General features: G+C 71.2%; 16 protein-coding genes and 1 pseudogene. 11 read left to right on the forward strand and 6 right to left on the reverse strand.

What is annotated here, in order from left to right:
* Positions 1-292 precede the first annotated feature (292 nt).
* The 7 genes from AB0I88_RS13945 to AB0I88_RS13975 all read left to right on the forward strand — a co-directional run bounded on the left by AB0I88_RS13945 (position 293) and on the right by AB0I88_RS13975 (position 5,247).
* A complete protein-coding gene (locus AB0I88_RS13945) occupies positions 293-925 on the forward strand; it encodes an RNA methyltransferase (protein ID WP_361022758.1) in 633 nt (210 codons plus the stop codon).
* Positions 926-1,003: 78 nt separating this feature from the next.
* Positions 1,004-1,666 carry a DUF6758 family protein gene (locus AB0I88_RS13950; RefSeq protein WP_361022761.1) on the forward strand — a complete coding sequence of 221 codons (663 nt, stop codon included), beginning with the start codon at positions 1,004-1,006 and terminating at the stop codon, positions 1,664-1,666.
* A 128-nt stretch (positions 1,667-1,794) separates the two neighbouring features.
* A complete protein-coding gene (locus AB0I88_RS13955) occupies positions 1,795-1,953 on the forward strand; it encodes a hypothetical protein (protein WP_173476757.1) in 159 nt (52 codons plus the stop codon).
* Between the two features lie 9 nt (positions 1,954-1,962).
* Positions 1,963-2,778, forward strand: a complete 816-nt coding sequence (locus AB0I88_RS13960) for a PH domain-containing protein (RefSeq protein WP_361022764.1) — start codon at positions 1,963-1,965, stop codon at positions 2,776-2,778.
* A 28-nt stretch (positions 2,779-2,806) separates the two neighbouring features.
* Positions 2,807-3,658 (forward strand): PHP domain-containing protein, encoded by an 852-nt coding sequence (locus AB0I88_RS13965; protein WP_361022767.1) that lies wholly within the window; start codon positions 2,807-2,809, stop codon positions 3,656-3,658.
* A 51-nt stretch (positions 3,659-3,709) separates the two neighbouring features.
* Entirely contained in the window at positions 3,710-4,327 is a 618-nt protein-coding gene (locus tag AB0I88_RS13970; protein WP_361022770.1) for a MarC family protein, read from the forward strand.
* A gap of 95 nt (positions 4,328-4,422) precedes the next feature.
* Complete coding sequence (locus AB0I88_RS13975) at positions 4,423-5,247, forward strand: PD-(D/E)XK nuclease family protein (RefSeq protein ID WP_361023053.1); 825 nt, start codon at positions 4,423-4,425, stop codon at positions 5,245-5,247.
* Positions 5,248-5,378: 131 nt separating this feature from the next.
* Here the strand turns inward: AB0I88_RS13975 and AB0I88_RS13980 are convergent, their stop codons facing one another.
* Both AB0I88_RS13980 and AB0I88_RS13985 read right to left on the reverse strand, forming a co-directional pair.
* Positions 5,379-6,233, reverse strand: coding sequence for an oxygenase MpaB family protein (locus AB0I88_RS13980; protein ID WP_361022773.1), 855 nt, complete (start codon positions 6,231-6,233; stop codon positions 5,379-5,381).
* Positions 6,234-6,424: 191 nt separating this feature from the next.
* Complete coding sequence (locus AB0I88_RS13985) at positions 6,425-6,859, reverse strand: Fur family transcriptional regulator (RefSeq protein ID WP_361022776.1); 435 nt, start codon at positions 6,857-6,859, stop codon at positions 6,425-6,427.
* A 183-nt stretch (positions 6,860-7,042) separates the two neighbouring features.
* Here AB0I88_RS13985 and AB0I88_RS13990 point away from each other — a divergent pair, with 183 nt between their 5' ends.
* A complete protein-coding gene (locus AB0I88_RS13990) occupies positions 7,043-7,519 on the forward strand; it encodes a DUF2231 domain-containing protein (protein ID WP_361022779.1) in 477 nt (158 codons plus the stop codon).
* Between the two features lie 72 nt (positions 7,520-7,591).
* Here AB0I88_RS13990 and AB0I88_RS13995 read toward each other — a convergent pair whose 3' ends face one another.
* Complete coding sequence (locus AB0I88_RS13995; RefSeq protein WP_361022782.1) at positions 7,592-7,924, reverse strand: translation initiation factor 2; 333 nt, start codon at positions 7,922-7,924, stop codon at positions 7,592-7,594.
* 64 nt (positions 7,925-7,988) lie between these two features.
* On the opposite strand from AB0I88_RS13995, the gene AB0I88_RS14000 reads away from it, so the two are divergent.
* Complete coding sequence (locus AB0I88_RS14000; RefSeq protein ID WP_361022785.1) at positions 7,989-8,168, forward strand: hypothetical protein; 180 nt, start codon at positions 7,989-7,991, stop codon at positions 8,166-8,168.
* Positions 8,169-8,548: 380 nt separating this feature from the next.
* Here AB0I88_RS14000 and AB0I88_RS14005 read toward each other — a convergent pair whose 3' ends face one another.
* Positions 8,549-9,055, reverse strand: a complete 507-nt coding sequence (locus AB0I88_RS14005; RefSeq protein ID WP_361022788.1) for a hypothetical protein — start codon at positions 9,053-9,055, stop codon at positions 8,549-8,551.
* Between the two features lie 418 nt (positions 9,056-9,473).
* Between AB0I88_RS14005 and AB0I88_RS14010 the strand changes: the two genes are divergently transcribed.
* A complete protein-coding gene (locus tag AB0I88_RS14010) occupies positions 9,474-9,674 on the forward strand; it encodes a hypothetical protein (protein WP_361023073.1) in 201 nt (66 codons plus the stop codon).
* 14 nt (positions 9,675-9,688) lie between these two features.
* On the opposite strand, the pseudogene AB0I88_RS14015 reads toward AB0I88_RS14010, so the two are convergent.
* Together AB0I88_RS14015 and AB0I88_RS14020 are read right to left on the reverse strand one after the other, a co-directional pair.
* Positions 9,689-9,982 (reverse strand): annotated as a pseudogene (locus tag AB0I88_RS14015) (FmdB family zinc ribbon protein); the annotation flags it as partial.
* Complete coding sequence (locus AB0I88_RS14020; RefSeq protein WP_361022791.1) at positions 9,979-10,695, reverse strand: 5-formyltetrahydrofolate cyclo-ligase; 717 nt, start codon at positions 10,693-10,695, stop codon at positions 9,979-9,981. The pseudogene AB0I88_RS14015 and the gene AB0I88_RS14020, both read right to left, overlap by 4 nt.
* An 82-nt stretch (positions 10,696-10,777) precedes the next feature.
* Between AB0I88_RS14020 and AB0I88_RS14025 the strand changes: the two genes are divergently transcribed.
* Positions 10,778-12,787, forward strand: coding sequence for a diguanylate cyclase (locus AB0I88_RS14025; RefSeq protein WP_361022794.1), 2,010 nt, complete (start codon positions 10,778-10,780; stop codon positions 12,785-12,787).
* Positions 12,788-12,790: the final 3 nt, after the last annotated feature.

The following is a 12,790-nucleotide window of genomic DNA, read 5'->3' on the forward strand; positions in this document are numbered from 1 at the left end:
GTGTCTGATTGCTGACACGATCGAGTGGGCGCTTCCGTGCCGGATCTAGTGATCTAGGCGGTTTGTCCAGGCCGCGCTCGGGCCTTGGGAGCGTTGCCATGACCGGAAGGAAACAGTTAATAAACCTAATTGTGAGCTGCCTCACAATTGAAAGTCCTTCACATGGATACGGACGGTAAGGCACACTCGTTCCCAACAGAGCGTGGGCGGCGGGTGCCGGGGAGGGCCCCGCCGCTCATTGCGTCTCCGGCCGGGTGAGTCGTCCCCGGCCGAATCGGTAGCCTAACGCCCCATGACGGCGGGCGAGGACATATCCACCGAGGTCGGAGTCGGTCCCTGGGTGGGTGAGCGACCGGCCGGTGCGCACTGGGATCCGGAACTCCTCGAGTTCGGCGACCGCCGCAACGTGGTGGACCGGTACCGGTACTGGAGCCGGGAGGCGGTGGTCGCGGACCTGGACACCCGGCGCCACGACTTCCATGTCGCGATCGAGAACTGGCAGCACGACTTCAACATCGGCACCGTGGTGCGCAACGCCAACGCGTTCCTGGCCGCCGAGGTCCACATCGTCGGGCAGCGCCGGTGGAACCGGCGGGGCGCCATGGTCACCGACCGCTATCAGCACGTCCGTCACCACCCGACGATCGAGGATTTCGTGTCGTGGGCCGCGGCCGGGGACCTCCCGGTGATCGGCATCGACAACCTGCCCGGCTCGAAGCCGATGGAGACGGTCACCCTGCCGCGCCGCTGCGTCCTGCTCTTCGGCCAGGAGGGGCCCGGGTTGTCCGAGCCCGCGCGGCGGGCCTGCACGCAGCTCTTCTCGATCGCCCAGTACGGCTCGACCCGCTCGATCAACGCCGGGGTCGCCAGCGGCATCGCCATGCACGCGTGGATCCGGGCGCACGCCGGCCCGCCTCCCGCCTGACCTGGATCGGCCCCTCTTCTGCCGATTCGCTTGACGGCAGCCCGCGTGACCAGCACGGTATGGAGTGTGGGTGTCACGGTGAGTTGCCCCAGATGTGCTGCACGGGTTCGGAAGCCGGACCTGATGCACAGCAACTGGCGGTGCGACAACTGTGGCGACGTTCCGCCGTTCCACGTCGCCGAGCACATCAGCGCGGAGATTGTCGGGACGGTGCTGCGGGAGTCGGCGTCGAGCGCGGAGCGGATACCGCTCTGGTGTCCCTGGCCGCTGCCCTCCGGGTGGATGGTCACCGGGGTGGGCTGGTCGGGTGACGACCGGTTCGGGGTGCGGGCCACCGTGCTCGCCTGCAGCGGTCCCGAGCCGCTCGGTGGCGGGCCGGCCGACCTGGTCCTGATCGCCGAGCAGCCCGGCGTCGGGCTGGGCACGCGGTTCGCCGGCATCCCCGGGATCGACCCGGGGCACCTGCTCGCCGAGGCGCTGGCCGACCGCGGTGGGCACGCCGGTCCACACGCGAAGATCAAGGCGGCGGGGCATCCCACTCCACTGTGGTGTGTCAAGTCACCTGAAGATCGAAGTGCCTACGTGAGTGAGGCCAAAGGAATGTGGCTCTATGCGGTAGCGTGGCCCGCGAGCGCGGGCTATCTCCTCGCGGAGCATGTCGTACTGCACGACCTCTCCGAGGGAGTGCCGTCCGAGCTCGTTTTCGGAGCGCCGTCGCCGTACCTGCACGGTCGTGCCTGACCCCTAGGTGTGACCTGCGGCTATGGCAATCGACTTTCCGGCCACTTTGTTCACACGAAGCGACGAAGCTGATACCGTCAGTACTGCCGCGGCGCAGATCGTAACCCGCACCGGAGGAGAAGGCCCCCATGGTCAAGAAGGTCCTCACCTGGCTTGGTATTGCATTCTTGATCTTCTTCATCGCCTTCAACCCGAGTTCGGCAGCGGCGGTGTTCGAGTCACTCGGAGGCACGATCGCGGACATCGCGCGTGGCTTCGGCACTTTCTTCACGGACCTCGTCGCATAGCATCTCCACATGGATCCTGGTGAGCCGCGCGACCCGCGAGGCGAGGGCGCCCGTCGCCCTCGGGACGACGATGAGAGCTACGGGTATCGCGACCCGGCCTTCGACGACGACCCTGACTACGCGGACGGCGATCCCTATGGGGACGATCCGGCGTTCGCGCGCCGCCGCTCACCCGGCGAGGTCTACGACGAGACCGACGAGTACCAGGCGCCCAGCTTCACCGCCGAGGAGCTCGAAGGGCTCGACCGCGGTGGTGGGCCGCGCCGCTTCCTCCCCCTGGAGGACGAACCGACCACACTGGTCGCCCGCTACCTGTTCCCCACCGAGCGGTACCGCGGCGAGTGGAAACGGCACTGGATCCACCTCTCGAAGCCGCTCGGCATCGGCGCGGCCGCGACACTCGCGCTCGGTTACCTGGCCGGCTTCCTGACCCGCCAGGAGGATCTCGACGGGTTCGTCACCGTCGCGGTCCTGGTCTGGCTCGGCGTGATCAGCTGGGTGGCCTGGAAGGTCTTCGATTGGTACTTCGACCGGTTCATCCTCACCAACAAGCGGGTGATGGTGGTCAACGGGATCATCACCCGGAAGGTGGCGATGATGCCCCTCCTGCGGGTGACCGACATGAAGTACGAGCAGTCGGCCCTCGGGCGGATGCTCAGCTACGGCACGTTCGTCCTCGAGTCGGCCGGCCAGGATCAGGCGTTGCGCGAGGTCAAGCACCTGCCCAACCCCAACGAGCTCTACCTGCGGGTGGTCGAGGAGATGTACGAGCCGCAGGCCGTGGAGGCCCGTCTCGGCAAGGACGACGAGGGAGACGACGCCTGACCGGGCGGCCGGCGGTAGCGTGACATCGGTGACCGGAATCGACCTGCACTGTCATTCGACCGCGAGCGACGGCACTCTCACCCCGGGCGAACTGGTCCGGGCCGGGGCGGCCGCCGGGCTCGACGTCATGGCGATCACCGACCACGACACCACCGGTGGCTGGGACGCCGCCGCCGCCGCCCGCCCCACCGGTATGCGCCTGGTGCGCGGCGCCGAACTGTCCTGCCGCTGGCACGGCGCCGAGCCGGCCATTCCGCTGCACCTGCTCGCCTACCTGTTCGACCCGTCCGAGCCGGTGCTCGCCGGGGAACTCGTGCGGCTCCGCGAGGACCGGGAACAGCGGGCCGAGAAGATCGTCACGAAACTGCGGGCGGACGGGGTGCCGATCACCTGGGAAGAGGTGAGCGGATACTCCGCCGGCGGATCGGTCGGGCGGCCGCACATCGCACAGGCGCTGATCAGGGCCGGGCTCGTGCGGACCACCACGGAGGCGTTCGCCTCCACGTGGCTGGGCGCGCGGTACTTCGTACCAAAGTCTGATCTTGATGTTTTCGATGCGGTGCGGGCGGTGCGGGAGGCGGGCGGGGTGACCGTCTTCGCGCATCCGCGGGCCACCGTGCGCGGGCGGGTGGTGCCCGACGAGCTGATCGTCGACCTGGCCGAGGCCGGCCTCTTCGGCCTGGAGGCCGACCACGAGGATCACACCCCCGCGCAGCGGGCCCAGGTGCGGGCTCTCGCGGAACGGCTCGGCCTGGTCGTCACCGGATCATCCGATTTCCACGGTACGCACAAGACGGTGCGGCTCGGAGCGTTCCAAACCGACCCCGAGGCGTACGAGAAGATCGTCTCGGCGGCGGCCGGAGTGCCGGTCCTGGGGTGACGCTCGACGCACCGGCCTGCGCCGAAGCACGCCGGACCCTACCTTGTTCGGGTGAATGTCAAGCTGTTCGGCGAGTTCTTCGTGACGTTGCTGGTGATCGTCGACCCGCCCGGCATGGTCCCGGTCTTCCTCGCGCTCACCGGCGCCATGCCCGCCAAAGCCCGCAACCGGGCCGGCACGCAGGCCGTGCTGCTCGCCCTCGGCGTGATCGTCGGGTTCGCGGTCGCCGGGCAGACCCTCCTCGACTACCTGCATGTGCAACTCCCGGCCCTGCAGGCGGCCGGCGGGCTGCTGCTGGTGCTGGTCGCGCTGCAACTGCTGACCGGCAAGACCGACGAACCCGCCGAACAGGCCGGCACCAGCAACGTGGCGCTCGTGCCGATCGGCACCCCGCTGCTCGCCGGGCCCGGCGCCATCGTCGCCACCATGCTGTTCGTGCAGCGCGCCGAGACCACCGACGAATATCTGATCCTGGCCGCCGCCATCCTCGCCGTGATGGCCTGCGTGTGGCTGGTGCTGCGGTTCTCCGGGCTGATCGTCAAACTGCTGCGCCCGGCCGGCATCGAGGTGCTCACCCGGATCGCCGGGCTTCTGCTGGCCGCCATCGCGGTTCAGCTCATCGCCGACGCGGTGTTCGCTTTCGTGCAGTCCTACGCCGGCATGGTCTGAGTTCTGTCGGGGGGTGCTGGCAGGATTGTTCCGTGCCCCCCACCCGATCCCGTGACACCAGGTCCGCGGTCCCCGAGCAGCTCGGCTTCGCCGGCATGCCCGAGCGCCTCTTCGTCTGCACGCCCAGCAAACTCGGGGCGTTCATCGACTGCCCCCGCCGGTATCGGTATTCGTATGTCGACCGGCCCAGCCCGCCCAAGGGCCCACCGTGGGCGCACAACTCCCTCGGCGCCAGCGTGCACACCACGCTGAAGAACTGGTTCGCACTGGCCCCGGAGCGGCGCGCGGCCGAGGCGCTGCCGACCCTGCTCAAAGCCACCTGGGTGCGGGAGGGCTATCGCGACGTCGACCAGGAGCGGGCCGTCTACCGCCGGGCCCTCGACTGGCTGGAGACCTACGTGGCCACCCTCGATCCCGAGGAGGAGCCACTCGGCGTCGAACGGGTCGTCGCCACCAAGACCTCCGTGCTGGCTCTCAACGGGCGGGCCGACCGGATCGACTCCCGGCCCGGGGCGGAAGGGCCCGAGGCGGTCATCGTCGACTACAAGACCGGGCGGTCCGGGCTCAGCGCCGACGACGCGCGCGGCTCGCAGGCACTCGCGCTGTATGCGTTCGCCGCCCAGCGGGTCTTCCGTCGCCCCTGCCGCCGTGTCGAGCTGCACCACCTGCCCACCGGGACGGTCGCGGTCCACGAGCACACCGAGGAGTCGCTGGCCCGGCAGGTGCGCCGGGCCGAGGAGACCGCCGTCGACATCATGGAGGCGGAGAAGGCCGTCGCGGCCGGCGCCGACCCGGACGAGCGGTTCCCGGTCAATCCGGGTTCGCTGTGCGGGTGGTGCGACTTTCGCAAGGTGTGCCCGGCCGGGGCGGACGCGGTGGCGAAGGAGCCCTGGACGGCCGTGGAGCACCTGAGCGCCTAGCCGTCAGCCCGCGGCACCCGGGCTCGCGTTGGAGCGGGCGGATGGCGGCCAGGCCGGGCCGGTCTGGTCCAAGGTGGGCCCTGGCCCTCGGCTTCGTTGCCCGGTTCGCTGCGGAGCGGGGCGGACCGTGGTCAGGCCAGGCCGGCGCGATCCAGGGCGTCCCGGCGGAGTGGGGACATCCGGTACCGGCTGGGCAAGGCTGCCAGGACACCCGCGAGGAGGGCGCGCAGGCCACGAACCGAGAGGGCGGCGGCCAGGTCGGTGCTGGGCCAGCCGAGACCGCCGTACATCTTCCGGGCCCAAGGGGGCAGCAGGCCGATCGCGGTCCCGGCGATGCCGAGATAGGCCCAGCGGGGCGGTCCCAGCGTCAGGCCGAGGCGCAGCGGCAGCCCGCCCCAGTGGCCGGGGACCGGCGGCACCGTCAGGAAGAGGGCGGTCTCGGCGCTGTCCCTGGTCAGGCCGAGCTGTGGGCGCATCGCGGCGTAGTAGGCCTCCACCTCGGCTGCCGTCGCCGGGACGGTCGCCGGGTCGAGGCCCACCAGCTCGGCGGACCGGAGCTGCTCGGTGTAGTAGCCGTCGACCTCCTCCGGGGTGAGGCCCACCCCGGCGCGCACCGCGGTGGTCAGGAACGACTCCACCTCCGCCACGTGCACCCAGCGCAGCAGATCCGGCTCGTCGATGCGGAACCGCTCACCGGTCCGCGGGTCGACGGCCGACATCCGGGCGTGCAACCGCCGGAGCCGGGCCGCCGCCCGCGCCACGTCTTCCGTGCTGCCGTAGACGACCGTCCCGACGTAATCCGAGGTCCGCAGAAGACGGCCCCACGGGTCGGCCCGGTAGCCCGAGTTCTGTGCCACCCCGGCCACCGCCCGGGGATGCAGCGCCTGCAGATACAGCGAGCGCAGGCCACCGAGCAACAGGATGGGTTCGCGGTGCAGTTTCCAGGTGATCGAGTCCGGTCCGAACAGCCCGGCGTCTCCCGTCATGCCACCCAGCGTGCCACGCCGTCGCGGTCACCTGCCCCTGCCGCTGTCGCGGTTGCTTGGCCGCGTGGCTGTTTCGGCCGCTGGACCGTGCTGTCGTCGTGGTCGCTCGGCCGCGCGGCTGTCCTCGATCGCTTGGCCGCGATGTTGCCGCGGCTGCTGGCCGCGGCGGTCGAGCCGATGCGGTGCCGGGGTCAGACGGACCGGTCGGCCTCGCGCCGGGTCTGGCAGGCCGGGCACAGGCCCCAGAAGGTGATCTCGGCTTCGGTCAGGTCGAAGCCGTGCGTCTCGTCGGGGGTGAGGCAGGGCCGGCGGCCGACGGCACAGTCGACGTCGGTGATCGTGCCGCAGCTCCGGCAGACGATGTGGTGATGGTTGTCGCCGACCCGGGCCTCGTAGCGGGCGGGACTGCCGGCCGGCTCGATCCGGCGGGCCAGCCCGGCCCGGGAGAGGGCGCTCAGCACGTCGTACACAGCCTGGGTGGAGACCGAGTCCAGCCGGCCACGGACCTGCTGGGCGATCTCGTCGACCTCCAGGTGGCCGCCGCTGGTGAGGACGTCGAGCACGGCCAGCCGGGGGCGGGTCACCCGCAACCCGTGTGCGCGTAGAAGTTCCGCACCTGTGGACATTCGTCCATGACAACACGGGCGAGCGGAATCACCAACCAGGAGCTGAACCCTCTGGGATCGTCGGCGGAGAGCCGTGTGCAGGGCGCGGTTCGGTCACGCTTCACGCGTGATTGTCCTCGGAGGGATGTTTGCGGCGTCACGCAACTCCTAAGCTGGCCTGACCCCCGGATCGAGGAGGAATTGGTGTTAGACCAGGTCAACGGCTTGCCGGTACATGTCCTCGTGCTTCACGCCGCCGTCATCTTCGTGCCCCTGCTGGCGCTCGGCGCGGTCGTCTACGCCCTCGTCACCCGGTGGCGTTCCCGGATCAACTGGGCCGTCGCCCTGCTGGCCGTCACTGCGCCGGTGGCCGCCCTGATCACCATGCTTTCCGGTACCGAGTTCTACAACCGTCTGCTCAGCGGGGGGCGAGTCTCTCCGGCCGGCAAGGAGATCCTGGACGGCCACATGTCGAACGGCACGCTCACCTTCTGGCTGACCCTCGGCCTCGGCGTGGTCGCCCTGCTCCTGGTCGCCCTGACCTTCCGCGACCCGCGTGCCTTGCCGAAGGCCGCTGATATCGGGTTCGCCCTGGTACTCGTGGTGCTGGCCGGCGTGAGCGTCTACTACCTCTATCAGACCGGGGACTCCGGAGCCACGGCCGTCTGGGGAACCTACTGATCCGGTATCGATCGCGGGCTGCCCGGTCCGCCCGCGCCTCTCCGGCGCGGGCGGACGGACTCGGCAGGGGAGTCAGAACACGATCCGGGCGCAGAGCAGGCAGATGATCACCACGGCGATCGCGCCCGCGACCAGGCCCACCCCGTAAGTGACGGTCCGGGCGGAGCCCTCCGCCTCGTCCAGCGCGCCCATGTCCTGTGGAGGCAGGGCGCGCGGGGGCGGCGGGTGGGCGATCGTCGGCGGGCGCCAGCCGGCCGGGGGCGGCTCGGCTCGCGGCGGGCCCGGATAGGCGGGCGCCCCGGGGTCGGCCGCCGGTGCCGGCTCGGGGCGGCCGAGTGACTCGGCGGACGGGTCGGGTCGCTGCCAGTAGGCGTCGTCGTCCGGAGGGCTCGTGGGGGAACTCACGTTCACCGACGGTACAACCGGAGGGGGACGACGGCCGCAACGCTCTCGGCTTACCCTCGTAGACGTGGACATCCTGGATGACCCTGAGCGGGACAACGACGCCGAGCGTGAGGTCGACTTCGAGTCCGAAGAGGCTCCGGTGCTGCCCGACCAGACCCGTGACGACACCGAGCGCGGTTGGGGCGAGCGCAGCCACTCCAACGACGACCGCCTGCTCGAGGACCGTCCGCCGCACTGGGGCTGACCAGACGCCCGGCTCTCCGGGATTCCCCTCGCATCCTTGGCGCATCGGTTCCTCCGTGTGATGGCTCAGACCTGGATCTCCATCTCGGGAGGCCGCGGATCAGTCCGGGTGGATCAGGGTGGCGAAGCCCGGGGACGGGGCGGTCACGGCTTGCTCGGCTTCGTCGGGGGTGAGAGCGGGCAGCAGGCCGTGGTCAGTCTGGGCGGATCAGGTGGCGAAGTCCGGGGACGGGGCGGTCACGGCTCGCTCGGCCTCGTCGGGGGTGAGAGCCGGCAGCAGGCCGTGGTCAGTCTGGGCGGATCAGGATGGCGAAGCCCGGGGACGGGGCGGTCACGGCTCGCTCGGCCTCGTCGGGGGTGAGAGCCGGCAGCAGGCCGTGGTCAGTCTGGGCGGATCAGGATGGCGAAGCCCGGGGACGGGGCGGTTACGGCTCGCTCGGCCTCGTCCGGGGTGAGTGCCAGCAGCAGGCCCCCGGTCACCGGATCGTCGGCTCCGGTCACCTCCAGGACCAGGGCCGCGCTCGCCACCGGAGTGCTCCCGTCCCGGGCGCCGTCGAGTCTCAGCAGGTCCACACGATTGCCGGGGCGGACCACGGTGAGGGCGGTCGGATCGGCCAGCCGGACCGGCACACCGACACTGCCCGGTGGGATCGGCCGGGTCGAGAGCTGCCCCGAAGCGGTGACCGACGGGTCGCCGGTGGCGGGCGCCGACACCCGCGGAGACACCTCCGCGGGGACGCAGCCGGCCGGCTCGACCCAGAGAACCGCTGCCGCTGTGATCAACAACACTGCGGCCGCGGCCAGCCGGAGCAGCATGCCGCGGCTCGGCCGGCGCCAGCGCACCGGATCGAGACGCTCGTCGGACCGTGCCGGATCCGCGCGGGGCATCGGGACCTCCAGGAAATCGCCGCACCAGGTCGGGCCGCCGGAGAAGCGGGCACGCCGACGTTAGGCCCGGGCGAATCCGTGCCGCGGAGATGCCTGTGGATGACCGGCGGATGTGGAAAACCGCTGCCAGGCCGCGGGATCTGCTATCCGGAGCCGGAGCCGGAGCCGGAGCCGGAGCCGGAGCCGGAGCCGGAGCGCCTCCCGTGCGGGCGGGGCCGCGGGTAGGCCGGAGACGGGTAGCTGACGGGCGGGAGGCGGGTAGGCACGTGGAGCGGACGGGACGCCTACGGCCGATCCGCTACCGGCGTTCAGGTCCCGGTGGGGTGAGGGACCGCCTGCAAGGCGCTCGCCGACGGCTGCGGCGGGTGGAACGGGAGCGCGCCGAGCCGGTGGCCGGCTCGGCGCGCTGTTTCGTCTGGTGGCGGCTCAGGAAGCGGCCGCGGCCTTCGTCCCGCTGCTGCTCGACGAGGACGCCGAACCCGTGGAGGAGGACGAGGACGACGTCGAGGTGGTCGACGGCGCCGGGGAGGTGGTCGAGGTCTCCGGCTTCTTGGTGGCGGAGTCTCCGCTGCCCGGCTTCTCGGCGCTCACGTTCCCCGAGCGGGAGTCGTTGCGGTAGAAGCCCGAACCCTTGAAGACGACACCGACCGAGTTGAACACCTTGCGGAGTTTGCCGTGGCACTTCGGGCACTCGGTGAGTGCCGGGTCGGAGAAGGATTGCACGGCTTCGAGCTGCTCACCGCACTCGGTGCAGGAGTACTGGTAGGTAGGCACGGCTCCTCCGGATCGATCGGCTGCTGGCACTCGCCAACTCCGAGTGCCAATGTTGCGGCATCGGAGGTCAATTCGTCCACTCCGCTGCCGGCCTGAGGGCTCAGCGGGCGGGCGTATGCGGCCGCTCACGGCGTGCGGAGTGGGTCTGATCACACCCGGTCGTTCGGTGCCGGCCGGGGAGAGAAGCCGCCGGTGGGGGTGATCACCGCGTGCACGTGGCGGTCGTGCGGCTCGGCGGGAACGACGTCGACGTCCTCGCCGTCGTGGAGGAGCGCCACGATGCTCGGGCCTTCGCCGGGGTGGGCCGTGTGGGGACCTTTCCCGAGGGTGGCCGCGATGGGCGGGCCGTTCCGGGAGGGGGCGGCGGCGTGTGGACCGTCGCCGTCGAGCCGGGCCAGGGCGCGGTCGTAGGAGCCGCCGCCTCGGCCCATGCGGGTGCCGTCCAGGGCCACGGCCAGGGCCGGAACGAGTACCAGATCGGCGGTGCGCAGGGCGGCGGGGCCTTGGCGTGGGCCGGTGGGCTCCAGAAGGCCGCGAGACGCGGGGGAGAGCACGCCGGTGAACTCGGCCCAGTCGAGGTCGTTGTCGGGCAGCAGCACCGGTAGAAGCAGGCGGCCGCCGGTGGGGAGGGCCTCGGCCAGACGGTACGGGAGGTCGGGCCCGCCGGGTTCGGCGCCGATCGGGACATAGGCGGCGATCCGGGTGGGGCGCGTCTCGCGTACCAGAGAAAGGATCTGGGTTTGGAGTTCGGCGGCGGCGGCTGCTCGGGCGGTGCCCGAGAGTGATTGACGGGCTGTGAGCAGCCGTACGCGTAGCGCGATCTTGATTTGCCGTAATTTTTCCGCATCACCGGTTAAATCCGACATGCAACACCCCCTTTTGAAAAGCGGCAAACGGTGCACACTATGTCAGCATCGCTGGAAGAGAAGGTCGCTCCCGGGAGGATGTGTGACACTTCGAGGCCGGCTGACCAGCGCTTTCCTGGTCGTCGTGCTCGGTCCGGTCCTGCTCGGGTCGATCTTCGTCGCACTGACCGTGAGTGCCGTCAACCACGATCGGACCACCGAACGCCTCGACCACGCGGCGGCCACCGTGAGCGCCGCCGTGGGTGCGCTCTGCCGTCAACTGCAGGCCGCCGCCGACGCGGTCGCCGTGGTCCCGGCCGAGAACCGGGTCGCGGTCGCCGATCAACTGGTCGCTCGCGGGCTGGCCACGACGGTGGACGTGACCGTTGCGGACCAGCCGTCGCTCGGCCGGTCCGCGAACGGCGCCGGCACGAGCAGTGCCACCGCGAGCAGCACCACCACGGGCGGCGGGAACGCGAGGCCGGTCAGTTGTGCCGAGCCGGCGGTTGAGGGGACGGGTACGGCGTTCGCCGCGTACGCGTACGCCGAAGAAGTGACCGTGATCGCCGCCCAGCGTGTCGATGACGCCCTGATGGACCGGCTCGGTGCTGCCGCGGGGGTGGGCGTGGCGATCGGCGCGCCGGCGCCGGAGCACGCTCGCGTGACCCGGCAGCTGACGGTGGCGCCCGGCCAGCCGTTGGCGCTGACGCTGAGCGTGCCCGCCGGGGAGCCCACCTTCCGGTACGCGATCCTGCTCCTGATCGTGCTGGTCACCGCTGTGCTGGCGGTCCTGGCCGCCCGCTGGCTGGCCCGGTCGACCACCCGCCCGCTCGGGGATCTGGCGTGGGCCGCGGACCGGGTGGCGAACGGGGATCTGGACACGCGCGTGCCGATCCCGCGGCCGGACGAGCTGGGCCGGCTCGCCGGGACCTTCAACCGGATGACCCGTGAGCTGCAGTCCTACGTGCAGGCGCTGACCGCGAGCCGGGATCAGCTGCGCCGTCATCTGGCCATCCTCGGGGACACCCTGTCCAGCACGCACGACCTGGACCGGATTCTGCCGGTGATCCTGCGCACCGCGATGACCGCCACCGGGGCCCGGGCGGGGCTGCTGCTGCTCGCCGACCCGTCGGACGGGCGGCTGGCGGCCCGCTGCGGCGCCGGCCTGACCGGAACCTGGGACCTGCCGGCGGCCGAGCTGACCCAACGGCGCCTGACACCGGGGCGCGGCGTGCTCGGGGCGGTGGCGGCGACCGGCCGGCCGATGCGGGGCACCAGCGGGCAGGGGCCGGACGAGCCGGCCTGTGAGTCGTATCTCGCGGTGCCGATCTGCGCGCCGCCCACCGATCCGGAGACCAATCCGGAACCGGGCACCCTGGGAGTCCTGGCCCTGTACGACCGGCTGGGCGGACCCGCCTTCTCCGACGCCGATCTGCGGACGCTGCGGACGTTCGCGGGACAGGCCGGGGTGGCCGTGCACAACGTCCGTGTCCATGAGGAGGCACAGCGTCTCTCGTTGACGGACCCGCTGACCGGACTGTGGAACTACCGTTATCTGCGCGAGGTGCTGCGCCGCGAGGTGGAACGGGCGAGCCGGTTCGGGCGGATGCTCACCGTCCTGGTCCTCGACCTGGACCACTTCAAGGAGGTGAACGACACGTACGGGCACACCGCGGGCGATCAGGTGCTGGGCGAGTTCGCGCGGCGCATCCGGATCGGGCTGCGGGAGGTCGACGTCGCGTTCCGGCAGGGCGGGGAGGAGTTCGTGGTGCTGTTGCCGGAGACGGACGCGTACGGCGGGGTGATCGTCGCCGAGCGGCTGGGCGCCGCGGTCCGGGACTGGCCGGTGCCGGTCGATCCGCGCCGCCCGGGGCTCGACGACCGGATCTCGATCAGTGTGTCGATCGGCATCGCCGTCTTCCCCGAGCACGGCGGCACCGCCCAGGAGGTGCTGGACGCCGCCGACGAGGCGCTGTATGCCGCCAAACACGCCGGCCGGGACACCTATCGGCTCGCCGAACGGGTTTCCCGGGCCGGGGCGGAGGGGCATCTGGATGCCGCGCCCGCCACCACCGGTGGGCCGCACCCGCCGCGACACGGCCGTGGCCGATAGTCT

Origin of the sequence: Actinoplanes sp. NPDC049802, from assembly GCF_040656595.1 — a bacterium.
Classification (GTDB): domain Bacteria; phylum Actinomycetota; class Actinomycetes; order Mycobacteriales; family Micromonosporaceae; genus Actinoplanes.